The sequence below is a fragment of the Streptomyces sp. CA-243310 genome (assembly GCF_050936775.1).
Classification (GTDB): Bacteria; Actinomycetota; Actinomycetes; order Streptomycetales; family Streptomycetaceae; genus Streptomyces.
Window position 1 is genome coordinate 83,296 of record NZ_JBNJMF010000003.1, and the last position, 26,119, is coordinate 109,414.

The 26,119-nt window shown below is 69.1% G+C and carries 15 protein-coding genes; 9 read left to right on the forward strand and 6 right to left on the reverse strand.

The features are described from left to right. Positions 1–252: 252 nt before the first annotated feature. Positions 253–3,615, reverse strand: coding sequence for an ALF repeat-containing protein (locus tag ACQEVM_RS33795; protein ID WP_433085700.1), 3,363 nt, complete (start codon positions 3,613–3,615; stop codon positions 253–255). Positions 3,616–4,083: 468 nt separating this feature from the next. On the opposite strand from ACQEVM_RS33795, the gene ACQEVM_RS33800 reads away from it, so the two are divergent. The 3 genes from ACQEVM_RS33800 to ACQEVM_RS33810 all read left to right on the forward strand — a co-directional run bounded on the left by ACQEVM_RS33800 (position 4,084) and on the right by ACQEVM_RS33810 (position 8,216). Next, entirely contained in the window at positions 4,084–4,599 is a 516-nt protein-coding gene (locus ACQEVM_RS33800) for a hypothetical protein (protein ID WP_433085702.1), read from the forward strand. A gap of 87 nt (positions 4,600–4,686) precedes the next feature. Beyond that, positions 4,687–6,333 carry a trypsin-like serine protease gene (locus tag ACQEVM_RS33805; RefSeq protein ID WP_433085704.1) on the forward strand — a complete coding sequence of 549 codons (1,647 nt, stop codon included), beginning with the start codon at positions 4,687–4,689 and terminating at the stop codon, positions 6,331–6,333. A gap of 173 nt (positions 6,334–6,506) precedes the next feature. Further along, the gene (locus ACQEVM_RS33810; protein ID WP_433085706.1) at positions 6,507–8,216 is read left to right on the forward strand and encodes a trypsin-like serine protease; all 1,710 of its coding nucleotides are present in this window, start codon (positions 6,507–6,509) and stop codon (positions 8,214–8,216) included. Between the two features lie 580 nt (positions 8,217–8,796). Here ACQEVM_RS33810 and ACQEVM_RS33815 read toward each other — a convergent pair. Then, the gene (locus ACQEVM_RS33815) at positions 8,797–10,233 is read right to left on the reverse strand and encodes an oxygenase MpaB family protein (RefSeq protein WP_433085708.1); all 1,437 of its coding nucleotides are present in this window, start codon (positions 10,231–10,233) and stop codon (positions 8,797–8,799) included. A gap of 911 nt (positions 10,234–11,144) precedes the next feature. On the opposite strand from ACQEVM_RS33815, the gene ACQEVM_RS33820 reads away from it, so the two are divergent. Then, on the forward strand, positions 11,145–11,936 hold the full coding sequence (locus ACQEVM_RS33820) for a hypothetical protein (protein WP_433085710.1): 792 nt from the start codon (positions 11,145–11,147) through the stop codon (positions 11,934–11,936). 264 nt (positions 11,937–12,200) lie between these two features. Here the strand turns inward: ACQEVM_RS33820 and tpg are convergent, their stop codons facing one another. The 3 genes from tpg to ACQEVM_RS33835 form a co-directional block, all read right to left on the reverse strand. After that, complete coding sequence (gene tpg, locus ACQEVM_RS33825; RefSeq protein ID WP_433085712.1) at positions 12,201–12,764, reverse strand: telomere-protecting terminal protein Tpg; 564 nt, start codon at positions 12,762–12,764, stop codon at positions 12,201–12,203. 15 nt (positions 12,765–12,779) lie between these two features. Next, positions 12,780–15,008: a telomere-associated protein Tap gene (gene tap, locus ACQEVM_RS33830; protein WP_433085714.1), complete on the reverse strand. Its 2,229-nt coding sequence runs from the start codon at positions 15,006–15,008 to the stop codon at positions 12,780–12,782. Positions 15,009–15,131: 123 nt separating this feature from the next. Continuing rightward, positions 15,132–15,632, reverse strand: coding sequence for an SRPBCC family protein (locus ACQEVM_RS33835; RefSeq protein WP_433085716.1), 501 nt, complete (start codon positions 15,630–15,632; stop codon positions 15,132–15,134). A gap of 155 nt (positions 15,633–15,787) precedes the next feature. On the opposite strand from ACQEVM_RS33835, the gene ACQEVM_RS33840 reads away from it, so the two are divergent. From ACQEVM_RS33840 to ACQEVM_RS33855, 4 genes are all read left to right on the forward strand, one after another. Continuing rightward, the gene (locus ACQEVM_RS33840) at positions 15,788–16,687 is read left to right on the forward strand and encodes a helix-turn-helix domain-containing protein (RefSeq protein ID WP_433085718.1); all 900 of its coding nucleotides are present in this window, start codon (positions 15,788–15,790) and stop codon (positions 16,685–16,687) included. Positions 16,688–17,023: 336 nt separating this feature from the next. Beyond that, complete coding sequence (locus ACQEVM_RS33845; RefSeq protein ID WP_433085720.1) at positions 17,024–17,929, forward strand: MBL fold metallo-hydrolase; 906 nt, start codon at positions 17,024–17,026, stop codon at positions 17,927–17,929. Positions 17,930–18,040: 111 nt separating this feature from the next. Further along, positions 18,041–19,486 (forward strand): carboxylesterase/lipase family protein, encoded by a 1,446-nt coding sequence (locus tag ACQEVM_RS33850; RefSeq protein WP_433085722.1) that lies wholly within the window; start codon positions 18,041–18,043, stop codon positions 19,484–19,486. A 308-nt stretch (positions 19,487–19,794) separates the two neighbouring features. Further along, positions 19,795–21,780: a bifunctional metallophosphatase/5'-nucleotidase gene (locus ACQEVM_RS33855; protein ID WP_433085724.1), complete on the forward strand. Its 1,986-nt coding sequence runs from the start codon at positions 19,795–19,797 to the stop codon at positions 21,778–21,780. 154 nt (positions 21,781–21,934) lie between these two features. Here the strand turns inward: ACQEVM_RS33855 and ACQEVM_RS33860 are convergent, their stop codons facing one another. Beyond that, positions 21,935–22,963 carry a helix-turn-helix domain-containing protein gene (locus ACQEVM_RS33860; RefSeq protein WP_433085726.1) on the reverse strand — a complete coding sequence of 343 codons (1,029 nt, stop codon included), beginning with the start codon at positions 22,961–22,963 and terminating at the stop codon, positions 21,935–21,937. Between the two features lie 268 nt (positions 22,964–23,231). On the opposite strand from ACQEVM_RS33860, the gene ACQEVM_RS33865 reads away from it, so the two are divergent. Further along, entirely contained in the window at positions 23,232–25,967 is a 2,736-nt protein-coding gene (locus ACQEVM_RS33865; RefSeq protein WP_433085728.1) for a M4 family metallopeptidase, read from the forward strand. Positions 25,968–26,119 lie beyond the last annotated feature (152 nt).

Consider the following 26,119-nt stretch of genomic DNA (forward strand, 5'->3'; position numbering starts at 1 on the left):
GGGGCACTACGACTGACGCGCCCGAGGTAGGCACCCTCGGAACGTGCGGCGAGGGCGCCTACGGGCTGCTCACGTGGCCGGCCGAGTCCTGGCCGGGGTGCTCACCCCTACCGCCACGTGGGCCGGCTGCGTGATCAGTTGAACTGAATCGTTCCTGCTGTCCAGGGCAGAGGTACCCCGGGTTGGTCTCCGACCGGTCGTGCGGAGCCCATCCCGGTTGCGGTGGTCGGCGAGGCCGATGGTGATCGACTGTCAGGTGAACACCTTGACGATGTCGGACGCGACGTCTTCAGCGACCTTGACCACCTTCTTGACGACCGGCTTGGCCACGGTGGAGGCAACACGTCCGCCGCCGCGGGTAACGAGCCCCAGTGCCGTACGGCCGGCCGAGGAGACGAACTCACCGCTGGTGAATCCGTACTCGATGCCCGTGGCCAGCACGCTGACTCCAGCGGCTACGACAGAGATGCCGAGGCAGACCGCGGCGATACTGCCCAGAACGGGCGCCGCCGGGAAGAACACGCAGGAGACGGCGAAACCCGCTGCCAGGAGACCCGCTGCCATGCTCACCTTGTCGGCGGTGTCAGCCCACCACTTGGCGTCGTTCCACCATTCGTCCTTGCCTGCTTCGCTTCCCTTGGGGTTGACCGTGTCGTTCGTCGTCGTATCGGAGGGATTGCGGTTGGCGTCTCGGTCCTTCTGTGCCTGCTCGGCGGCAACGCGCGCGGCTTCCCTCACTTCTGCCGTCCGCTTGTCCGCTGCGATCTGGCGGGCGTCGGCGGCGGCCGTGGCGGCGGTCTTGGCGTCCCGCCCGGCGTCGAGCTCTGCCTGGTGGGCATTGGCGGCGGAGGCCTGGGCACTGTAGGAAGAGGCCAGTGCGCTGCGGGCCGCGTCGACGGCGCGGTTGGCGGAGTGGTTCGCCGCGCGGGAGGCACTCTGTGCGGTGGCGGCGGCGTCCTTGGCCTTGTTCGCCGAAGTCTGGGCGTCGGCGGCGGATTTGTCCGCGGCGTCCGCGTGTTGGCGGGCCTGGGCTGCGAAGCCGTCGGCCAGTTTCGCCGAGGCTACCGCTGCATCGGCCCATTCCTGGGCCTTGACCCCGGCATCCCGGGCTATCGCAGCCACCTGGGAGGCGAGTGCCGCGTCTCGCTGTGCCTCCTGGGCGATCTTGGCTGCTGCGGCGATGGCAGCCTGCATGGCGGCGGCGTGGCTGAGGGAGTCGTAGTCGAGCTGGGTGGCCCGGTGCTGGACGGATTCCACGAAGCGCCGGCGCATCCAGGCGGGACCCTCCATGGCGACTTCGGCGTAGGCCTTGGTGTACGCGTCGGCGGTGGCTATGACCTTTATGGTGGCGACGGCGTCGTCCTCTTCGACGGCCTTGGGGAGGTCCTCGTCGAAGAACTTCTGGAGCGCTGCCGGTGTATTGGTGTTCAGTGCGTCGTTGGCAGCCTTGGTGACAGCCTTGCCGGGCTTCTCGTGCAGGATCTTCAGGATGTTGACCCTGTTGTCCTCGGCACGTGCCTTGATGACACCGCCGGTGTTGAAGTCCCCTTCCGCGGGAACTCCACCTGCGAGGGCCTGGACCGCCGCCTTCGCAACGGCCGGCTCGGAGACCTGGGCAATGAAGAGAATGGTCTCGCGATCATCCTGGGACGCGGCGAGCTGCCGATCGAGGTCGATCCAGGAAAACACGTCGTAGTCGGATCCGGCGAGTGCGAAGCGCGCGGCCTGGCGGGTCCAGGTGCCATGAGCGTCGAGCAGTGCGGTGGCTGCCTGGCGACCCAGGGTGGCGGCGACGGTGAGGTCGTCGTTGCCGAGGGCCTGCTCGGCTCTGGCGATGAGGTCCTTGGTGGCCTGGGTGGTCTGCTGTGCCTGGGTGCGCTTGTTCAGGGTGGCCGCGCGTTCGCTCTTGTCCAGCAGGGCGAGTTGGGCGGCTTCCTTCATGCCTTGCAGCCTGTCGGCCGCCAGCCGGGCCGCCTCGGCGGCGCGGGCGTTCTTCTCGACGTTCAGCGCGTCCGCGATGGCCTGCGTCGCGACGTTGGCCGCCTTGACCGCCTCGTCGGCGTATGCAGTGGACTTGTTGGCGAAGTCGATTGCTTGGCCTGCGTACTTGACGGCTTCTTCGGCGGCATCGGCGGCCTTTTCGGCGTGTGCGGCGGCTGATCGGGCCGCGCTGTTCGCGTTGCGTGCGGCCTTGGCTGCGGTCGAGGCCAGTGCCTGGGCCGTGGAGGCGGCGTTGGTCGCCTGGTTGGCGGCGGTGGAGGCGATCGCGGCCTGGCGCTTGGCCTCGGCGGCCTCACCCTGGGCGACGCCGGAGGCCTCGGCCGCCTGGGCGGAGGCCTTGGCCGCGGCCGCGGCGTCGCGGGCGGCGTCCGCGGCCGCCAGACCGGCGCCGGCCGACTGCTCCGAGGCGACGGCTGCGTCATCGGCCGCCTTGGCTGCGGAGTACGCCTTCGCGGCGGCGTCGCGGGCGGCGACGGCGGCGTTCTTGGCCTCGTTGGTCTTCGACGCGTCCTTCGATGCGGCGATCGCGGCGTGGTAGGCGCGCGTGGCCGCCGATCCTGCCGCGGCCGCCGCCTGGGATGCGGCCGTGGCCGCCCAGGACGCCCGCTGCGATGCCTGGACCGCTGCCGACGAGGCGCGGATGGCCGTGCGCGCGGCGGCCGCGGCGCCGCTGGCGGCGGTGGCGGCCTGGCGGGCAGCCTCGGCGGACCTGCGAACGTCGTCCCTCGCCTTCTCGGCTTCGGCCGCAGCAGTCTCGGCCGACTCTTTGGCCTTGCTCGCGGCTGTCGTCGCACGCGCCGAGGCCTCGACCGCAAGGTCGGTCTGCTCCCGTGCACGCGCGCTCTCACGCTCGACGATGGCGACCAACTGCCCGATCGTTGCGGCTTCCTGGTCGCGGGCCCGCGCGATGTGCTGGCCGGTGTCGAGATACCACTGCACCTCGTCCGCGGTGCCGCTCAAGGCTCGGTTCGCGTACTTCTTGAGTTCCGGTCCGGCCGTGGCGAGGCTGCGGAGGATCTCCACCCGCATGTCCTCCAGCCGGGCGTTGTACTGGGAGGTGAGCAAGAACTGCTCCAGTGCCTGGTCCGTACCGGCACTCAGCGCGGCGTTGCCGTCCCGCTTGATGCTCTTTGCTCCGTTGGCCATGACCGTGAGAGTCGAAACCCGCATGTCCTCGGTTACCGAGGTGCGGAACCCGTCTGTGACAAATGCGGATATCGCCCCGTCACCACCGTTGAGGGCCGCGGTGACGTCCCTGCGGACACTCTTGCCTCCGTAGCCGAGATAGGTGAAGGCGGCTACACGGTTGTCGACCCGCGTCGCCCTCGGCAGCTGCTCGGAAAGGAAGGTCGTGATGTCCTGGTCGGTGCCGCTGAGTGCGTAGGTGGCTGCCTCCTTTACCGAACGACCGCCCAGAATCCATGCCTTGACGACCTTGGCCCGGTCCGTGTCCGGAAGCGACAGCGCGTCTCCGGCCGCAGCGGCCGTAGTGGCCGCGCCGGTGCTGGTGGCCGCCCGTACGGGTGTGGTGAACAACCAAGGAGTGGAGACGGCAGCCGCGCTCGCCGCGACGGCGGTGGCGAACCGGCGTCGACTCCAAAAAGTCTCCTGCACGTAAGTACCCCTCTGTTGATTCCTCGAGGCCGAGGCCAGTTACGCCCGGGATAAATCCGCGATCACCGGGACGGCAGTCACCTGACCTTAAGCAGCAACAGGCTCTCAACACACCCGGCGGGAACATGACTGACACTGCGGAAAAAAGATGGCTGAATCTCGCCCTCAGGTTTTCGCAAAACTGCCACAACCATCCTGCGGAGTGGCGCAAGTCACTTTGTGGCCGGCTATTATGCGTCTTTTCATCCTCTTTATTCCCTTGGCTGGATGGCGTATGGCTTGGTTTCATTCAGGAGATCGTCAGCCACCTCGAAGCTCCGTCGTAACATCAATTTGACTGCGTTGTTCAGTCATGCTTCAGGGGCGCCCAAGAAGCGCGCACGCACCCACCTGAGGTCTGATGATTTTCCGGCCGCGAATCCTGTGGGCGCATTCGTGGATCACCTGCACTTGAAACTGAGGATGAACATGAAGGCACGTAGCACAATCCTGCGGATCGTCGGCGCGGGTGCGGTTGCAGCCGCTTTGACCTGGTCCGCAGTCGCAGGTGGCGTGATCGGCGAAGCCGGCACGGAGGGCATCCAGACGAAGTCGATCGCCGACGAGGGCCCGGGGTATGCCGTCGAGGACTTCGCGTACCCGAACGCCGACAAAATCCTCGCAGAGCAGAAGATCAAGCTCAAGAGCGGAAATGGTCATATCCTCCTCGCCGAGTGCACGGGTGCACCCGAACTGATGGAGGTCTTCTCCCACGTGAATGAGAAGGTCTGCTTCCGGGTCACCGGAGACAAGGGCTACTTGAGCCTTGAGATCCCGGCAGTCTTCGGAGTAAAGGGGAATGACTACGCCGCCCGGGTCGACATGTCCGCAGGCGCCGAGGAAAAGACGTTCAACGTCGACAAGAACGCGTGGACGGCCGTCGGTGAGACCGCAGACGATCAGGGCCGCGATTTCATGCTTCTCGAAATCAGGACCTCCAAGTAGTCGCCCCTGGATCCACGATTTCGTGCCGAGAAGGCCCGGACGCCACCACCGAGCATATCGGCCCCTTTTCTGTCCTGAAAGAAGAAAATGACTGAAACGCGTCTCCGCCCTGCGCGGGCGACCGGTCTGCTGTTCACCGCCACCGCCACCGCCGTCGCGGCGGGCCTCGTATCGGCCGGGCCGGCTCAAGCCGTCGTCGGTCCCGAGGCACCGGCCGGCCAGTACGCCTTCACCGCAAAGCTGGTCGTCGGGGACGAGGCGAACAGCCGTGGCTGCACCGCCACTCTCGTCGACGCCAACTGGCTTCTGACGGCAGCCAGTTGCCTCTCGACCACGCCGGGTACGACGATTCCGGCCGGCAAGCCGGCGCTGAAGACCACGGCGACCCTCAGCGACGGCAAGACCGTAGAGGTCGTCGAGGTCGCTCCGCGCGCAGACCGCGACGTCGTCCTCGTCCGCCTGGCCACCCCGGCCACTCCCCTCACCGGCGTCAAGCTCGCGAACGCCGCACCTGCGGCCGGTGCCGAGCTGACGGCGGTCGGATTCGGGCGCACCAAGACCGAGTGGGTGCCCGACAAGCTCCACACCGGTGCGTTCAGCGTGAACGCCGCGGATGCCACGAGCCTCACCATCACCGGCAAAGGCACCGACTCCCTCTGCAAGGGCGACACCGGCGGGCCTCTCCTGAACGCGGCCGGTGAACTGGTCGGCGTCAACAGTCGTTCCTGGCAAGGTGGTTGCCATGGCGCCGCCCCAGCAGAAACCCGTACCGGCGCCATCTCCTCACGCACCGACAACCTCGGCGACTGGATCCAGGAGGTCCGGGCCACGACGCCCGGTTGGAAGACGGAGGCCCTCGTGCAGGCGGGCTCTGGCCTCTACCAGGGCATCCGCCTGGTCGACGGAACCTGGACCGGCTTCACCGACGTCCAGTCCAAGGCCGGGACCGTACCCGGCGGCGTGCGTACGGCCGCCGTGGCCGGAATGGGCAGCGACACCCACGTGGTGGCGCTCGGTGGCGACGGGCGCCTGCGGCACACCATCCGCAAGTCGGACGGCAGCTGGCGCGCCTTCGGTGATCTCAGCGCCGAAGCCGGGGCCCTGAGCAACATCACCCAGGTTTCCACGGTGTCCATCGGCAACGACCTCCACGTTGTGGTGGTGGCGGGCGGCAAGGTGTTCCACACCCAGCGCACCGCCGCCGGCAACTGGTCCGGTTTCGGTGACGTCGCCGCCGCCGCCGGCCCGATCGGCACCGTCACTTCCGTCGCCACGGCGAGCGCTGCGGGAGAGCTCCATGTCGGCGCAGTGACCGGCGGCAAGGTCTTCCACACCATCCGGCGGACCACCGGCCACTGGGCCGTGTGGGGCGACGTGTCCCGGGCCGCCGGTGCGACCGGTCCCGTCACCTCCGTTGCCATGGCCGGCGCGGGCAGCGACACCCACATCGTCGTCGCCACGGACAACGGCACCCGCCAGTACCACGCCATGCGCTACGGCAGCGGCATCTGGGCGCCCTTCGGCGACCTGAAGGACTACCTCGGCACCGTGACGGCCAAGTCCGTCGGCGCGGGCACCGTTGACGGGGAGCTCCAGGTAGCGGTGACCACCAGCGACAACCGGATCCTGCATTCGATCCGTCACACCGACCGCACCTGGGTCGGGGCCACCCCGGTCACCGCTCAAGACATCACCACAACCCTGGGTGCCATCTCTCTTGCCGGCACCCTCTGATATCCGAACTTTGGCTCTCTGCGGCATGACGCCGCAGAGGCCGGCTTGTGGGTGCGAAGTGCATCCTGAAGGAAGGTCCCATGTCTGCACACCGTTCGCGTTCGGCGCGAATGACAGGTCTCCTGGTTTCGGCGACCGCTGTTTCGGCGGGCTTGATCCTGCCCGCTCCCGCCATGGCGGTGACCGGTCCGGAAGCCGCCGCGGGTCAATCCGCGTCGGTGGTGAAGCTGACGGTCGGGGACGAGGCCAACTCGCGCGGCTGCACTGCGGCCCTCGTCGACGAATCGTGGATCGCGACCGCCGGGAGCTGCTTCGCGACCACGCCAGGTCAGCAAGTACCGGCCGGGAAGCCGGCTCTGAAGAGCACGGTGACCCTCACGGGCGGGAAGGTCGTCGAGGTCGTGGACCTGGTGCCCCGCACCGATCGCGACCTGGTTCTCGCCCGTCTCGCGGAGCCGGTCAAGGGTGTCACGAGCGTCAAGCGCGCTGCCGTTGCTCCTGCCCCCGGTAGCGTACTCACCGCAGTCGGGTTCGGGCGCACGAAGACCGAGTGGGTTCCGAACAAGCCTCACACCGGCTCGTTCACGGTCGACTCCGCGGCGGCCACCTCACTGACCATCACGGGCAAGGGCACCGACGCCATGTGCAAGGGCGACACCGGCGGCCCTCTCCTGAACGCGGCCGGTGAGCTGGTGGGTGTCAACAGCCGATCCTGGCAAGGAGGATGCCTGGGCATCGCCGCCACCGAAACCCGCACCGGCGCCCTCTCCTCACGCACCGACAACCTCGGCGACTGGATCCAGGAGACCATCCTGCGGTCCATCGCCCAGCGTGACCTCAATGGTGACGGCCGGGCCGATGCGGTGATGGTCTACCACCACGCCGACACCTCCATCAGCTTCTACAGCTCCCTCACGACCACCACCGGTGCGTTCGAGGACTTCACAGAGGGCTACAAGGTCCCGGTCAAGAGCTGGGACCGGGCATCCATGAAACTCATCTCCGGCGACTTCAACGGCGACCGCCGCACGGACATGGGCATGATGTACCGCTTCGCAGACGGCTCCATCAAGATGTACACCGGCCTCGCCGACCCGGCAGGCCACATCCAACCCTTCACCAGCAGCTACACCGTGCCCGCAAGCGCAGGCTGGGACTGGAACGCAATACAACTCCAGTCGGGTGACCTCAACGGTGACGGCCGGGCCGACGCGGTGATGGTCTACCACCACGCCGACACCTCCATCAGCTTCTACAGCTCCCTCACGACCACCACCGGTGCCTTCGAAGACTTCACAGAGGGCTACAAGGTCCCGGTCAAGAGCTGGGACCGGGCATCCATGAAACTCATCTCCGGCGACTTCAACGGCGACCGCCGCACGGACATGGGCATGATGTACCGCTTCGCAGACGGCTCCATCAAGATGTACACCGGCCTCGCCGACCCGGCAGGCCACATCCAACCCTTCACCAGCAGCTACACCGTGCCCGCAAGCGCAGGCTGGGACTGGAACGCAATACAACTCCAGTCGGGTGACCTCAACGGTGACGGCCGGGCCGACGCGGTGATGGTCTACCACCACGCCGACACCTCCATCAGCTTCTACAGCTCCCTCACGACCACCACCGGTGCCTTCGAAGACTTCACAGAGGGCTACAAGGTCCCGGTCAAGAGCTGGGACCGGGCATCCATGAAACTCATCTCCGGCGACTTCAACGGCGACCGCCGCACGGACATGGGCATGATGTACCGCTTCGCAGACGGCTCCATCAAGATGTACACCGGCCTCGCCGACCCGGCAGGCCACATCCAACCCTTCACCAGCAGCTACACCGTGCCCGCAAGCGCAGGCTGGGACTGGAACGCAATACAACTCCCGTAAGGCGAAGTCTGCTCACAGGCGCCTGCCTGTTGCGCGGACGGCAGTGGTGACCTTTCCGGGGCCGGCGTGCTTCGGTGAAGCGCGAAGCGCTTGGCGCTTGGCGCTTGGCGCTTGGCGCTTGGCGCTTGGCGCTTGGTCACCTCACGATCTGAATGTCCGCTGCCACGTCACCGCATCCGACCGGATGCCCTGACCAGGCGGGTACGGCGGGAGGCCGGTGTTCTTTCCCCCTCGAGGGGGAAAGAACACCGGCCTCCCGCGTCATGGGCTCAGGATGACCGGCCCGGTCTCGGCGACGGTGACGGCGAAGTCGCCTCATGTCTCGCAGGCGGTTCAAGCGTGGCGCAGGTGCGGGGCGCGTGCTCGCGCAGCCCCGAACACCCACGAGGTACGCAGCCCATGGTCCGAGTCAGCATCGGCGGCGGGGCGCCGACCGAGGGAGAGGGCGGCCAGGGCGCGGCCGGAGGCGTGTGATCGACGTCAGCTACACGGGCGCCTTGCTCAGCCCCGCACTGCACAGGTGACCAGCCAAGGCCATCACATCCGCAGCTCCCCCGCGCCGTTTCGCCCGCATCGGCCGTTATGGGCGTCCGAGGAGTTGGCTGCCGGCCGTGTTGTCGGTGCGGGCGGTGAAGTAGTCGGTGAAGGCCTGGACGAACTCGTCTTCGGTGATGCGGCCGTCACCATCGTGGTCGAGCTGGCGGAAGCCGTGGTTGAGTTCGGCCGGGTGGACCCGGGAGCCACCGAAGATCGTGCGGTACTCATCGGCGCACAGGTGGCCGCTGTCGTCGGTGTCCGCAGCGTGGAAGATCGCCCGCACCGCGACGTGCAGACCCTGTTCGAGATAGGCCGGCCCGGCGTCGATCCCGGTGAGCATGGCGGTGACGAATTCCTCGCAGGTCACCTGGCCGTCGCCGTCGGCATCCATACCGGTTCGCAGGTGCTGCCACCAGGTCTCGAAGGCGGCGTAGACGCGGGCTTCGTACTCAGGGGCGAGTTCGAGCGGCCAGCACACGTTGTGAGCCATGGCCTGCAGATCGGCCGAGCTGATGCGGCCGTCGCCGGTCTGGTCCAGGACCTGGCTGAAGAAGGTCCGCAGACGCGCCGGGCGGGCATCGGTCCCCTTGCGGCGACGTGGTGCGGGAAGCCGGACGGGGCTTGCCTGCGACGAGGAAGGTTGGCCGGTGGGAGGCTGTGGAGTCGAGTGGATGCCGGCCAGTGGGGTGCGGTAGCGGCGGTGCTCGGGCAGCGCGTTCATCAGCACGCGCATGCCGCGGTGCAGGACGAAGGACAGCAGGGCCGCGCGTCGGGTGCGGGGCAGGCTGAAGCGCTCGCGGAAGGCTTGCGGCAGGTCGGCGATGGTCAGCGCACACATCACGTGTGCGGCCACCGTGCGCACGGGGGGCCAGGCCGGCCTCAGGAGGCCGAGGCGGCGGGGTGCGGGTGCTTCACGGAGCATGTCGAAGAGCAGGTAGCGCACGGGTTCGCTGTACTCGAGGCGCTCGCGGATCGTGCGGTCCATGTACGCGGGCACGTCTGCGGCCGTGTCCGGGAAGAGGTCGTCGGACAGGCCGAACTCGCTGCACACCGCACGGAATTCTCCGTACATCTGATCCGATTCGGTCGGCGTCAGTGGGCGTCCGGAGAGTTCCCGCATCGCCACCATGCACTCGTACAAGGTGACCAGCACCCACACCCGCACCGCCGGGTCCAACGCTGTGAACGGCCTGCCCTGCTCGTCGGTCCCTGACAGACGGCGATGTGTGCGCTCCAGACGGGCGACCTCACGGCGCAGCCCTTCGCGGTCGGAGAAGAACAGCCGCTTGCCGCTGTCCATCGTGTGCTCGATACGCCGCCACGGATGCGCGCGGTAGGTGGAGAAGTTGGCCATGCCTGCGGCAACCGCCGGATCCGCGGTCTGCAGAACCAGAAGCCTCCACGCCACCAACGCAATCCGCCACTCCCCCAGCGTGCGGCGCAGCAAGGAATCAGGACCAGGAAGATCAGCGGTAGCCAAAGGGACGTCTCCTCAAGTACGTGCACAGGTTTGATGAGCGGGGGACGACGGAAGGGCGATCATCCGGCTATCCGCCCAACCCAACGGCCCTACCAAGATCAGGGAGCGGCCAGGTTGCCGAATTCACCCATCCGGGACCCGCCTCAGGCCCGCGATCACGAGGGACGATTCGTGGTGGGGGCCCGCGATGTGCGCGCGGGTCAGGTCGGGGACCTCCGCGTAGGCGTCGAGCTTGCGGGCGGCTGCGGGGGCCGCAGTGGCAGTGGCAGTGACGTGAGGCCGCCGGGGCCTGCGCCCGGCTACGGCATGGTTGGTGGAGCTTGCAGGGCGTTGGAGCACGCGGTTTCGGTCTGAGGGCGGGGACGAGACGACCGACGGTGATCTCCTGGCGGTCCTTCAGGGAGTTTCCCGGCTCGCGGCGTCTGCGGTGACCACCGGTGGCGGCCTCTATGGCTGGAGCTTCTGACCACTCACCTTCGAAGGCGGCTCGCGTCTGAGGCCACTGCACATCAAGAGCTCGGTCCATTGGCGTCGAAGTACGGCGTGGAGTACCACGACCGGTCTGCTGCGTCGATGATGTCGGCCCCATCGGATGGGAGACCGCGGAGATCCTGGCTCGGCACCGCGACAAGCAGTTCTGGACCGTCTCAGGCGTCTCGGGCACAAGGATTCGCGGACATTGCCGGTGCTGGGCGATGCTCCGCTCGGCGCTGCCGGGCTCGTACAGCTTCTCCTCGAACTGCCGCTTTGGTCCGGCCGATCATCCGCTCCGCCATTGGGATTGATTGCCGCTGGCATATTCGACCAATGGCCGGTCCCGACTCTGAGAATCCCTACTGTGGCGTGCACGACGCAGGCTTGGCTCAGGTGCCCGTCCTGCTCTCCATGTACCGATCACGAAAGGAGTGAGCGTGAACGCTCGCTTCGGCATGAAGCGGAAAGTCGTGCTTGGGGTAACGGCGCTGATCGCAATCGCTGCCGGGGGTGTCCCGGCTTCCGCCCTGACCGGTGCAGGTCAGGGAAGCTCGCACCACTGGGGCGTCATCACCCGCAACACAATCGGCTCTCCCGTCGCTGCTCTAAGGGACGGCCCGTACGGTTCGTTCGGTGTGACGGGGACCGCCGCGAGGCCGCCCTACGGACGAGGCAGCCTCGGAATCGAGGTTGCGGACCGCTCCACTTCCCTCACTCCGCCCAGTGAGAAGGTCAGTTTCGGCAACGAGGTCGACTTCAACGGGAAGCCGGTTCTTGGCGCCCAGGGTCTGAACCAGGTCGGTTTCCACGTTTTCCAGACCGGCGAGAACGTCTCCTACGGCGGCCCGACGAACATGCCGAACGTCACGTTCGAGATCAATCCGAACCTCACCGCGGCGCCTGCCACCACCTACTCGTCGTTGGTGTGGCTGCCGCCGGCCTCCCCGGTGACGAACCGCTGGAGTGGCTACCTGGACGCCACCACGACCGGTACGTGGTTCCTCACGGGCAACGCGGGCACCGTGACCGGCTGCAGCCTGGCGACCCCGTGCACCTTCCCGCAGGTGAAGAGCGCGCTCAACGACGGCGGCACGCAGCCGACCATCTACACGGCTGCGGTCGGCAAGGGCCGCGACAACATGTGGATCGGTGCTGTCGACGGCCTGCGGATCAACGGGACCATCCACGACTTCGAGGCTGACGGAGTCAAGACGCGCCGCGCCCTCTGAGCCCGGATCGTCGGGTGTTGTCGTCCGCAGCCGTGAGGCTGCAGACCACGCCACAGGCAGGCGTGGCGTCGAAGATCACGGGTTGCCCGATCACGACCTGCCGACTCTCGCCTGCTCCCCCGGCGTGGACCATGGCGCCACCAAGCCGGTGGTCCCGCCGCCGGAGTGAACGTACCCCCCTTGCCGTGCGTCCGGCACGCGTGGTCACAAGGAGCCCCGGACCGCCTTGGTCCGGGGCTCACGAGTTGTTCGGGGTGCGGCCTGCTACAGGTCGAACTCCAGGTCCAGCACGTCGTTGATCTGTACTTCCTCCAGGGAGCCGGCGCGGCGACCACTGTCCTGGAAGTAGACCTCCTTGAGGGCCTCGGCGGTGAGTTCGCGCAGCCGGCCTTCGTCGGCTCCTTGTCGCTGGGCGTCGAAGAGCCGGGCGGCGTGCTGCGGTGGCAGGGCGACGGTGAGGTGCCGGATGCGTGCCTCGTCCGTCGTGTTGCTCGGCGCCCCGGCGTAGCCGAGGCGGGCGTGGACGTCGACGACGATGCCACCGGTGGTCGCCGCCTTCTCGCGGGCCCTGGCCCGGATCTGTGGCTGCCAGCGCTTCTTCACCTCACGCTCCAGGCGGGTGGCGAGGTCGGCGCGCGGCTTCTTGGCCTGGCCCGCCACGTACCGCTCCACCTGCCGCTGGGAGATCCCGAGCAGTTCGGCGGCCGCCCTCGTCCCCTTGAGCTGCTTGACCAGGTACCGCATCTGCGGGCCCGCCCCCTTGGGTGCCGGGCGGGTGAACGCCTTCTGCACCGCCTTGTCCAGGCCGTCCCCGAACTCCTTGGCCATCGCCTGCTCTCTCCCCTACTCGCCGTTGTCGACGTCGGTGACGGTGCCGTCCTTGATGTACCGGGCAAGGTTGAGCTCCGGGGCGTCGAACCGCTCGCGGACCTCTTCGCCCCACAGGACGCTCTGGGTGGCCTCGTGCTTGACCAGGCCCGGGTTGACCCCGAGCTTGAACCCGCCCGGGAGCGGCTTGCCCTCCCGGTAGGGCAGGAAGTCGAGCGGCGAGGGGCCCCGGGACGCGTAGACGACGCAGTCGGACAGGATCGCGACCGGGTACTGCCCGGTGAACGCCGCATGCTTGATGATCTTGCGGTGAAGGTTGATCCGGGTGCGGGAGATGACGGCCGCGCGGATGTCGGGCCGCCACGTCGGCCGGGACAGCGCGCGCCACGGCTCGCCGGACCGCCAGCCCTCGCCGCGGGGCCGCTCGCGCAGCTTGCCCAGGCCGCCCTTGACGGTGGCCTTGATGGCCGAGGCGACGATCGTCATCTCCGGGTCGCGGCCCTTGTAGCCGTCCATCGCCGCGAGGAAGTCCTCCGGGGCGAGGTCGGCGGCGACGCCGAGGTCGGCCATGGTTGCGAGGTAGGCGTCGCGGAGCCGGTTGTACCAGCCGTCGAGGTAGCGGGCGTTCTCGCGCCGCACCCACGCCTCGGTCGGCCGGACCTCGTAGCCGAGCTCCACCGCGTACGCCACAGTCGGCGTCGCGTACCAGGCCGGGCCGGCGGGGCGCTCGCCCTTGGGCGTGAACGGGGAGGGCAGCAGCGAGCCGTCCAGCTGCACCCACTCCTTGCCGACCTTCACCTTCGACAGGTCGACGTGCGAGAGGTCCACCAGCCAGCTGCCGGGCAGCTTCGGGTCGAAGACCGGGTTCGTGACGTGCCTCGGCGCACCCACACCGACGAGGAGCCCGTTGGCGCCCGCCGCGAAGGCCATGTTGACGTCGAGGCCGACCAGGTACCGCAGGGTGCACTCGGCATCGGTCATCGTCCGCGCCCAGTCGTACGCCTCCTCGAACAGCTTCTCCTCCGGGCCGCGGACGTGGAAGCGCGGCACGTCCTTGAGCAGCGGGTGTCCGTCGGGGGCCTCGCACGGTGCCGGGTCGACCGGGTCCTTGCCCAGGGAGCCGGGGTTGTGCTCGGAGTGCCGCTTGCCGTCGGCGTCCGGCTCGGAGGCGCGGGTCGCCGGGTGCAGCGCGGTCATCAGCTCCAGGCCGGTCACGGCGGTCGATCCTCGCGGCGTCATGACCCGGGACGCGTACACGCCCATGAGTCGGGCGAGTTGGGCCGGCGGAAGCTCCCCGGCCGCGCCCCAGTGCCGGGAGTCCAGTGCGTTCCACGACGGGATGCACAGCTGGACGCAGGCTCGCTCCGACCCGGTGGCGGGGCGGTAGATCCGTGCCCACGGCCCGAACCCGCGCTTCGTCAGCTGCCAGTCGGCGCGGGTCAGCTGCTTGATGACCTTGTGTCGCTCCGGGATGCGTCCGGCGATCCGCTCTTCCTCCGTGAGCGCGACCGGGAGGCCGTAGCGCTCCAGCGCGGCCGGGGTGAGGACGATCAGCGGGTCGGCGTCCTTGCCCGGCCCGGAGAGCTTCGGTGCCCCGAGCCTCGCCTCCTTGAGCGTCCAGTCGACCAGGGACGGCAGGGACTTGGCGGGCACGTCCAGGACCAGACCGCCCGTGCAGTACGCCAGCGCCTTTCCGTGCTCGATGTCCACGACCGCCAGCGGGCCGTTCTCGTACCGGGGGTCGGTGCCGCCCGCCGGGATACCGGCCGGGGCCGCCCTCGTCGCACCCGGACGGCGCGACGTCGCCGACGTCCTGGTGGTGCTCGCCATGCCGATCGCGGCGTCCGGAGCGGCGGCGACGGGAACCGGGGCGGAAGTCTGGGCGTTCTCGGGTGCGGTCATGGCCGCCGCCTCGGGGGCCGGGCCCGGGGACGGAGTCCCGGCTTCCTGCGGGGCGGGCGCGCCGGTGAACGGGGCGGGCACCGGGGCGGCCGGCTCCTCAGGGGCGGGGTAGAGCTCCGCGAGTTGCCGCAGCAGCCGGGCGTACGCGTCCCGCTCAGGCGGGCGGGGCTCGGTCTTGCCGGACTCCCAGCCGGACACCGTGGCTCGGCGCACCTTCAGCGCGGTGGCGACCTCGTCGATCGTCAGGCCGTGCGCGGCACGCAGCCGCTTGCGCTCCACCGGCGGCGGGAGTGTGGCGCGGGACGCGACCAGTGCGTCGACCGCGTCGAACAACTCGGACATGAACACCTCCTAATGCCTTGACTCTACCCTGCAGAGCGAATGAAGGCCGTACGTTGGGCGTACGAAGGGCGTACATGTCTGTCCTCGATCGTCGCGTCACGTCGCGCCCCACACCCGGGATCCTCAGTGCTCGGCGATCCATTGGGCGAGGGAGATCAGGGTGGCTTCGACGCTGTTCGCCATGTAGTCGCGGAGTGTGTCGAGGTCGCCGCGGGTGGTGCCCAGCACGGGGTCGAGGCGGAGGAGTTGCCAGGACTGCTCGACGACGGTTCCGCGCCCCCGGGGGTGGAAGGTCCAGCTCCACCGCACGATGCCGTCCTCGGCGCCGCCGACCACGAAGGCGAAGGCGCTGCCAGGGTTCGCTCGTACGACCTGGGAGCGGGTGGTCCACTGCCTGCCGTCCTTCCGATTACGGCCGCTGAACCAGGCTCCGACCCGAGGGCCGGCGCCTTGGTCGAACCTGACGTCGCTCGCGTTGGGGCTCCAGCGGCCGATCGCGGGCACGTCACTGACCAGGTCATAGACCCGGGCGGGTGCGGCATCGACCCATGCGCGTCTGGTGAAGGCGAAGGCCGATGCGTCCAGAACCTCGAAGAGGTCGTGTTCGCTGGTGGTGGCGCTCAAGGCGTCCTCCTGGGTGCGTGCACTGGGTGCGTATGACGTGGGTGCCGGTCGGCGACACCCACGTCATCACCGGTCGTGCCGAGGAGCCAGACCCACCGGTGCCTATCCACAGCTGGGGCAGGCTGCGCGTTTCGAGTCGGCCCATACTCGGATCCATGACCGGAAAATCGCAGCTCGGGGACTTCCTGCAAGCGCGGCGCTCCCAACTGCGCCCCGAGGATGTCGGGGTGCCCACCTATGGGGAGCGTCGACGTGTACCGGGGCTTCGGCGCGAGGAGTTGGCCCTGTTGGCGGGGGTGAGCGCCTCGTACTACACCCGCCTGGAGCAGGGGCAGTCGCTGAGCGCTTCGCCTGAGGTGTTGGACGCGATTGCCGGGGCTCTGCGGCTGGACGACTCCGAGCGGCGGTACCTGCACGACCTGGTCCGGGCGGACAGGCATCGCACGCAGGGCCGGCGGCCTGCTCCGGAGCGTGTGACGGAGGCGACGAGCCAGTTGCTGGACGTGCTGGCGGACGTTCCCGCGATCGTGCTCGGCCTGCGCAGTGATGTGCTGGCGTGGAATCGTCTGGGGCACGCGCTGTTCGCCGGGCACCTGGACCGTGGGGCCCCGGACCTGGCCGGGCAGCGCCCCAACATGGCCAGATTGGTATTCCTCGACTGTCACACCCGCGACCTGTACGCGGACTGGCCGAGCAAGGCCAGGGCGGTGGTGGGGAACCTGCGCGTGGTGGTGGCCCAGCACCCGCAGGACACCGCATTGCACGCGCTGCTGGGTGAACTGAGCGCCAGGAGTGCGGAGTTCTCCTCGATGTGGGCCGACCATCGGGTGAAGGAGTGCAGCGTCGCGAGCTACGAGATGCGGCACCCGCTGATCGGCCCGCTGACCGTCGTTCAGCAAACCATGAGCCACGGGCCGGGCCCCCACACGGTGGTTGCCACCACGGAGGCGGGTTCGCCGTCGCGGGCCGCACTGTCCCTGCTCGCCCAGACCATCACCCAGGACACCGCCGTGGCCGGCCCGGCGCGGAGGGGGCGCCGGGCCGGTACTGCCTGACCTCCCACCGGATCACCGGGCCCGTCACTCGACCTGTCACTCGGCCCATCACTCGGCCCGTCACTGCCCCGGGAGCAGTCCCGGGGCCGCATGCCCCGAGCCGCCCCGTCCGTCCATCCGTGGGTACCGGCCCGGCGAGGAGATGCACCGGCGGCCCGTTCCCGGCGACCGCGTCCTTGTCGTCGGGCCGCCCCGTCATGCCACCGCGCGCACTCGAAGCCCGAGTACCCGAAGTCCAACGACTCCGATTCCAAGTACCCCAAGTCCAAGTACCCCAAGCCCGGCGCACTCGCACCCCCGGCTGCTCCCGGCCCTCCCACCGAACGGAGAAACATCATGTCGGACACCCACGAGATCACCCTCGGAGATGTCACCATCACCCGGATCGAGGAGACACACGGGCCGATCATGCCCACGGATCAGTTCTTCCCGGACCTGCCCGAGCAGGCATGGAAGGACCAGCGTGCCATGCTCGTGCCCGACCACCTGGGCGCCGACGACACCATGGTCCATGCGGCGATCCAGACATGGCTGCTGCGCAGCGAGGGCAGGACCATCCTGGTCGACACCGGCGTCGGCAACGACAAGAGCCGCCCGGCAGCCGCCGCGTGGGACCACCTGCGGCTGGACTACCTCGGAAACCTCGCACGCGCCGGTGTGCGGCCCGAGGACGTCGACCTGGTGATCAACACCCACCTGCACGTCGACCACGTCGGCTGGAACACCCACCTGGTCGACGGCGAGTGGGTACCCACGTTCCCCAACGCCACGTACCTGATGCCCAAGGCCGACTTCGAGTTCTGGAACCCGGCGAACAACCCGGACATCACCGGTGGGGTCAACGAGAACGTCTTCGAGGACAGCGTCGCTCCCGTGCACGCCGCGGGCCAGGTGCGGTTGTGGGAGGAGGGCCACACCATCGACGGCAACCTGCGGCTGGAAGCGGCCCCCGGCCACACGCCCGGATCCAGCGTCGTCACCCTGACCTCCGGCAGCGACCGGGCCTTGTTCGCAGGCGACCTGATGCACACCCCCCTGCAGATCACGCACCCCGACCACAACAGCTGCTTCTGCCAGGACCCCGCCCAGTCCCGCAGCACCCGCCGCAGGCTCCTCGGCTGGGCGGCTGACACGGGCGCCCTCGTCCTACCCGCCCACTTCAGCGGCCACAGCGCCCTGGAGGTCGAGCACCAGGGCAGCGGATTCGCGATCAAGAAGTGGGCGCCGATCACCCGGTACTGACCACGATCCAGCCCGCCGCCGCTCCGGCCACTCCGGAGCGGCGGCGCCACCCACATCAACGGCCGGCAGCCGGAGTTCGGCAACCGGCAACCGGCAAACAGGAGATCAACGATGGCATCCGCCGACCCCACCACCGTCACCACCACCTCGGGCGCTGTCCGCGGGCGCCGCCAGGGACCCGGGACCGTCTTCCTCAATGTGCCCTACGCCGCACCGCCCGTCGGCCGCGGACGGTTCGCCGCGCCGACCCCACACCCACGGTGGACAGGGGTCCGTGACACCACGCGGCCGGGACCGACCGCGCCCCAACCTGCCCGGGACTCCTTCGGCGCTCTCGACATGTCGCCCTACTTCGGTCCGGGTTGGCAGCGGGGTGACGACTACCTCACCGTCAACATCTGGGCACCTCAGCCGGTTGGGACGCCCCGGCCGGTGATGGTGTTCGTGCACGGCGGAGGGTTCGTCTCGGGCTCCCACCGTGCGCCCCTGTACGACGGCACGGCCTTCGCCCGCGACGGCGTCGTACTGATCACCGTGAACTACCGCCTGGGCATCCCCGGCTTCCTGCACCTGCCCGACGCCCCGGACAACCGCGGCATGCTCGACGTCCAGGCCGCCCTGCACTGGATCCGTGAGAACGCCGCCGGCTTCGGCGGCGACCCCGGGAACGTCACGCTCTTCGGCCAGTCCGCCGGAGCCGTCATCGTCGGCGGCGTCCTCGCCGACCCTGCCTCGACAGGCCTGTTCCGACGGGCGATCATCCAGAGCGGCAGCGGCACCGGCGCGTTCACCCCCGACCAGGCCCGCATCGTCACCGCGGCGGTCGGACGCGGGCTGGACCTCGAACCCACGGCCAGGGCCCTGGCCGGCATACCCGACGAGCACCTCGTCGCCGTCACGTCCGGTCTGGCCGGCTTGGACCTGCGCACCTCCACCCACCACGATCCGCTCGGCGGGATCACCTCCTTCAGCCTGGTCAGCGAGCACCAACCAGCCACCGCGGTCGCCGCCGGCCAGGGAGGCGAGATCGACCTCCTGATCGGCACCAATCGCGACGAGGGCGCCCTCTACCTGGCCCCGGTGGGACTTCTCGCGAGCGCCACCGATGCCGATGTCCGGGACACCGCGGCAAAGTTCCACCGGGACCCCGACGAAGCCGTCCGCGCCTACCGGACACAGCACCCCACCGCTTCGGCCGCCGACCTGCGCACCGCCATCCTCGGCGACGGGCTGTTCACGGACGGCACCCGGCAGATGGCCGCCGCACACGCGAGGGCCGCGACCGGACGGACGTACGTCTACGAATTCGCCTGGCGCTCCGACGCGATCGACGGGCAATTGGGCGCCTGCCATGTCATGGAGCTGCCGTTCGTCTTCGACTGCCTGTCCCTGCCGTCGCTGCGCGGCCGGCGAGGGCTCCTCGGCAACGCCGAACCGCCCGCCCCACTCGCCGCTCGTATGCACCATTCGTGGATACGGTTCGCCGAGACCGGCGACCCCGGCTGGCCCGTCCACCAACCGACCGGGCTCCACATCCAGCATTTCGACGCCGCCTGACCGCCAACGGCGGACCAACGGCGGACCAACGGCGCCACGCCGGCGGCCGAGGGGCGGTGCGCGCGATGACACCCGGGAGCCTCACGCACTGCGGCTCACACCCGAGGGACCCTCCCCGCGCGTGGCGGCGAGCAGGCGTGGGGGTCGGGGCTCCGAACTCGGGCACGGGGATCGTCTCCAGGCCCGCGCCGGAGGTGAACGACCCACAGGGGCACCGGAAGTTGCAGGCGGGCGCCCTACGGATGAAGACCTGTGAGGAACGGGCGGACAGCCTCGCTCGCGAGGACTCGTCGCGCGATAGTCGGAACATGACTCTGCCGAAGACAGTCAAGTCGTGGAACGACGTCAGAGCAGGCCGCCGTTCCTTCCTCACCGCCATGGGCGCCGTCGGCGCCACCGTCGCCACCGGCGTTCCCGCATACGCCTCGGACCACGCCCGGGACGTCCGCGACGCCGACGGCCACGTGGACGTCCAGCTGGTGAACATCACCGACCTGCACGGGTACCTGGCGGGGGCGCCGGGCGGCGACGCCACCATCCATGGCAACGGCGGCCAGACCTACACGGTCGGTGGCGTCGCCTACATGGCCGCCCACCTGAAGCGGATCAGGGACGGGAAGGCGAACTCGCTCTTCTTCAGTCCCGGTGACAACTTCTCCGGGTGGGAGTTCGACGCGGCCGTCTTCTCGGACGAGCCCACGATCGAGGCCTTCAACCTCATGAAGCTCGATTTCTCCACCGCCGGCAATCACGAGTTCGACAAGTCACCGGCCATGATCACGCGGCACATGGAGGAGGGCGTCCCCTTCCCGCTGGTGGGTCGGGACACGTCGTTCATCGACTCCACCGGCCGACGGTTCCGCGGCGCGGACTTCCCCTTCTTCTCCGGCAACGTGCAGTGGCGGGAGGACGGGGCCGACGTGCTCCCCGCGTACAACATCAGGTACGTCGACGGTCCCAGGGGGGAGAGGATCCCGGTCGGCTTCATCCACCTGACAGCCATCGGCACGGAGTCCTCCAGCACGGCCTACCTGCCCGCCGTGCAGACACGCGACGAGATCCAGACCGTCAACCGGCTGGCCGCTCTCCTCAAGAAGCGCGGTGTCAACGCCATCGTGCTCAGCATGCACGACGGCGCGGTCGCGGGCGGCGACTTCAACGACGGACACGACCCCTCGGGCCCGGCCTACGAGCTGGCCCTCCGCGCCTCGCCCGACATCGACGTCATCGTCACCGGCCATTGGCACACCCGCTTCAACATGATGCTGCCCGACCCGAACGGCGTGCCCCGGCCGTTCGTGGAGGCCGGCTGCCACGGCCAGCTCATCAACGAGATCAACCTGAGGCTCGATCCACGCACCGGCAAGGTGGTCCGAGAGCTGACCGTGTCCACCAACCACCCCAACACCCGGACCGGCATCGCCCCGGACCGCGAGATGCAGCAGGTCGTCTCGTACTGGAACGGACAGGCGACCACCCGGGCCAACTCGACGATCGGCCGGCAGCGCGGCTCATTCCTGCGGGCACGGAACGCCGCGGGGGAGAGCACCATGGGCGATCTGGTCGCCGACTGGGCGCTGTGGGCCGGCAGCCGGCCCACGGACAAGAACTTCAACGGCAACCATTACCCGAACGTCCCGGCACAACTGGCGCTGGTGGCACTCGCTCCCCGGGTCGGGCAGACGGTGATCGCCGGGGACCTGGTCCATGACCCGGCCACGAACGGGGCGATCCCGTTCGTCCGCGCCTGGCGCGGCGTGGGCTACGGCGACCCGATCGTCACCGTCTGGGTCACCGGCCAACAGATCCACGACGCCTTGGAGCAGCAGTGGACGACGAAGGAGGACGGGACAATGCAGTACGCGCCGTTCGCCGTGTCGAAGAACGTGCGCTACAGCTTCGACTCCGCCGCCGGCGTGGGCCACCGCGTCGACCCCGGTGACATCCACATCGATGGCAGGCGCCTTGAACTCAAGACGCGCTATCGGCTGGCCGCCCTGGCCTACACCCTCGTCGGAGCGGACGGATACCCGGCGCTGACGGACTTCGAAGAGCCGTTCACCCACCAACGCGACTTCGAGAGCTTCGTGGCGTTCGTGAGGCAGGCGGGCACCCTCACTCCCGCGCCGACCAACCGTGTCTCCGTGTTGTCGTCCGGCGCGCTGCGCTCAGAACTCGGAAAGACCGTGGACCCGGTGACACCACTGTTCGCCGACGGCACACCGATGTCCCGGCCCCAGGCGGCGATCGTGACCGCGGCCAGGTCGGACGACATCCCGTACCCGCCCTGCTGACGGGCGGCACGGACACCCACGCACGAGACGACGACTCGACGACTCACCCGCCGGATGACGGCACCGCCCCACCCCACACCCACCACCCACCCACCCACCCACCACCGGACCATGCCCGACGGGCAAAGCCGCCCGGGCGACTGTCAACCGAAGGTCAGACCTCCACAGCCCGGTCGAGCCAGCCGCGCATGACGGCCTGGGCACCCGCCTGAAACCGGGTGCCCGCATCGAGGTCGTCGAGCATGCCGCTGATGCGGCGGCGCGCGGTGTGCACGTGAACGCCCAATCGGCGGGCAATGGCTTCGTCCTTCAGGCCCGAGGCGAGCAGACTCAGCAGTTCCCGCTGGGGCGTGGTCAGATGGCTGTCGGGGTTGCCGACCGGTGTGGCACTGTCCCACAGGGTTTCGAAGAGCGGCAGGACGGCTCTGCGCAGCATGGCTCCGCCCGGTACGAGTGCCGGTTCCGCGCCGCCGCCGGCAACGGACGGCGGCAGCAGGCAACTGTGGCGGTCGACGACGATCAGCCTCGTGGGAAGGCGGACGCCCACCCTGGCCTGAAGGCCGCGTTCGGTCAGTGCGCCCAGGGTCTGTGGCCGGCCCGGATGCTTCATCCACTCGCGGTCCACGATGGTCCGTACGATCACACCCCGGTCGAGCAGGTCCCCGATGGCGGGCCCGAGCGCCTCACCGTCCGGCGCCGGATCGGGTAACCCTCCGGTGCCCGGGGGTCTGTCGAGGATCAGTACCTCGCGCTGGGCGGCGGCGAGCATGTGCCGCACGCGCGTCGTGATGTCCTCGGCGCCCGACAGGGTTTCAGGCCCGCCCGAGCGCCCCGCCCCGAGGGCGGCGTGTGGCCGCTCGGCCAGTCCGTCGGCGTAGGTGCACAGGCGCTCCAGTTCCGCGGACTCCTGGCGAAGCAGTGCCTGGCGGCGTCGGACCAGCAGCCGAAGGGTGGTGGCCGGTGAGGGGGTCGGTGAGGTGTCCGGCTCCGGGGATTCTCCCGGCAGCGGCGTGGTGACGCCCCGGCCGGCCGGTCGGGCCGGCGTGCTGTCAGGTCCCGGCTTGCCGACGCCGGTCAGGGCGTCGAGATGAACGGCATCGCCGGCACCGGCCACGAGGAGCGCCTTGTGGGCGTCCTCCTCGGGCCGTCCGAGGCCCGGGTTGTACGGGTCGGTATCGATCATGTCGGGGATTCTGGCGTCTTCACAGAGTGCCCACAAGTGTGCGTGGCCACTTCTGAGGGGCGTCGGAGGCTGTGCAAAGCCTGTGGAGCGGGCTTGCATGACCGTGACGTAACGCATCGACCCAAGCACCCACCGTTGAGGAGACGTCTTGCGCAAGCCCGGCACACGTTCATCGGCACCGGCCGCAGTCGCGAACAGAGGATGGCGCGTATCGCTTCGTTCCGGCACCGGAATCGCGGCTCTGCTGGCCGCCGCGTTGACACTGACGGTGTCACCCGCGCAGGCCACCGACCCCACTGACGGGGGGTCAGGCGCGCTCTCGGGACGGGACACCGCCACCCCCGTCCTGGTCGAGGGCATACGTGAACCCGTGGACGCCAAGGCGGCTCCCGCCGACGCGGCGCGTCAGCACCTCGCCTCGAAGAAGAGCCGCTACAAGATCCCGCAGGCGGTCAGTGACCTGGCTCCCGTCTCGACGGTGAACAGCGGCGTCGACGAGACGGTCCGCCTGCAGCAGAAGCACCACGGTGTGCAGGTCCTCGGCGGCCAGTACGTGGTGCGGATGCAGAAGCAGGACGGCAAGCGAGTGGTCACCGGCACGTCCGGGCACTACTTCACCGGCCTCACCGCCGGCGTCACCCCGCAGGTCGGCCAGGAGCTCGCGGTCCAACGGGCGGTGGCCGCCACCATCCACCAGTTGGGCGGAGCCACGCTCGGCAAGAGCCGGGCTCCGCAGGCCGGCGGCCCCGGCGCCGCCCAGGCTCCGCTGACGGGTGAGGCCAAGGGGCTCGTCATCCTCCCCAAGGGAGACGGTGTCCTCGCCTACCGCGTCACCGTGCGGGGCAGCGCGCCCGGTACCGGGGAGCCGGTGGTGCGCGAGGTGTACGTCGATGCCACGTCGGGTTATCCGGCACTTCAGTACAGCGCCCTGAAGACGATGACGGCGCCGGACGCGGTGAGTGCCAAGGACACGAAGGAGGCCCCGGCCGCGGACGGCCCGACGGGTGACGCGTCCGGACTGTTCCCCGAGGTGGGATCGGGTACCCGGCTGAACGGCGGCAAGGCCCCGCTGTCCATCGCCTACGACCAGACCGCCGGATCCTTCGTGATGGCCGATGCCGTCCGTATGCGGGGCACGTCCAAGAACCTGCTGGCGACCTGGGACGCCCGCGGCCGGTCGGTCTCGGAAGCCTCCGGCAAGTGGCCCGGCAACCTCAAGATGTTCTCCTCGCCCACCGCCGAGTTCAACGCCGCGGCGACCGACTCCGGCGCCGTCGACGCCCACTGGAACGCCGGACAGGTCTACGACTACTACAAGAACGCCCACGGGCGCGACGGCCTCGACGGCAGCGGCATGACCGTCAACTCGCTGGTCGGTGTGACGTACTACGGCATGCCGTACGTCAACGCCTTCTGGGACGGCACCAAGATGGTGTACGGGAACGGCGACAAGGAGTACAAGCCGCTCTCCGCCGACACCGACGTGGTGGGCCACGAGATGACCCACGGCGTCGTCGAGCACACGGCGAACCTCGTCTACGCCGGTCAGTCCGGTGCCCTGAACGAGGCCCTCGCGGACTACTTCGGCAACGCGATCGACGTCACCGCCAACGGGGTCCCGATGACCGACCCCACCGCGGGCCTGATCGGGGAGAACCTGTGCCGCACGAAGTCGGCCGCCGACTGCGCGCTGCGTGACCTCAACGACGGCGCCACCACGTCGAAGAGCTTCCTGGGTGTTTCCTTCGCCACCGACAACGGGGGCGTGCACCTGAATTCGACGATCTTCTCCGGCGCGCTGTGGGACATGCGCGAGGACCTCGGCGGCACCCTCGCCGACAAGATCGTCTACAAGGCCCTCACCGAGTACATGACTCCGGTCGACGGATTCACCGAGGCCCGCAACGCGGTACTCGCCGCGGCGAAGTCGATGGGCGTCACCGCCGGCCAACAGAACACGGTCAAGCGCGCCTTCAACGCCCACGGCATCGTTCCCGGCTGGGAGCAGGCCCTGGGCGTGGACAGTGACTCCCTGTTCGGCAAGCTCAACACCACCGACAGCGGTGTGGGCGCCGGCGGCGGGTGGTGGACTGTGTCGAAGTCCAACGACGACGGCTCCGAGCCCTACTCCGTCTACGCCGGCCGGATGGACGGCAAGGGCGCGGCGAAGGTGATCAGCCCCAACGACGGGCGCTTCCACACGGCGCCCGCGACCGACGGCAAGACGGCCGTCTGGACGGCCTACGGCACCACTTCCGTCGACATCCTCTCCCGTCCGATCGCGGGCGGCCCGGTCAAGAAGCTCTACAGCTCGACCACGGGCGTCTCGGGCCTGCGCATCGACAAGGGCGTGGTCGTCTTCGAGGAGTACGACATCTTCGGCGGCCGGCACGTCGGCTACCAGCGTCCCGCCGACAAGGCGCCCGTCTTCGTGGACGGCCAGGACTGGGACATCATCACCGCCCTGCCGTCCGTCAAGGGTGACAAGCTCGCCTACGCCAAGCTCTACCCGCAGGACGGTACCTACCGCCTCGGTGTGGAGATCCTGGACCTGGCCTCGGGCAAGGTCACGCAGGCCGAGCAGCTCGACGAGGCCGTGAGCCTGGGCCAGACGGGGGTCAACGGGAACAACGTGTTCTGGCTGAGTGACACCAACGAGGGTGACGACGGGCAGATGACGATCCTGCGCTCGGCGCTGGACGGCACCGGGACCGTCATGGTCAGCAGCGAGCACAAGCCCGGCGCGCTGATCGCCTCCGACCTCACCGTCTCCGAGGAGGCGCTGACGGTCGTCGCCCAGACGCCCGACACGCAGTACCGCAACGAGTCGCTGCCCAAGCTGTGGCAGTTGTCGACCGACGGGTCCCGCCAGGACCGGGTCTCGTGCAACCGCGGTGAGCAGAGCTACCCGGCGGCGGGCACCGGCCGCCAGGTCGCCTGGATCGACGCGACCACCGGTTCCACGGACCTCGTCGTCCGCGACCGGCCGGCCGGTCGCTGCTGACCCAGCCGCACTCCAAGGGGGCCGGGGGCTCATGGCACACGCCATGAGCCCCCGGCCTCCTCGCTGCTGAGACGGGGCCGGACGCCGTGCGCACGGTAGTGCTGCAAGCCCTGTCCGAAGCGGCCCCCCTCTCGGGACTGCGCACCCTGAGA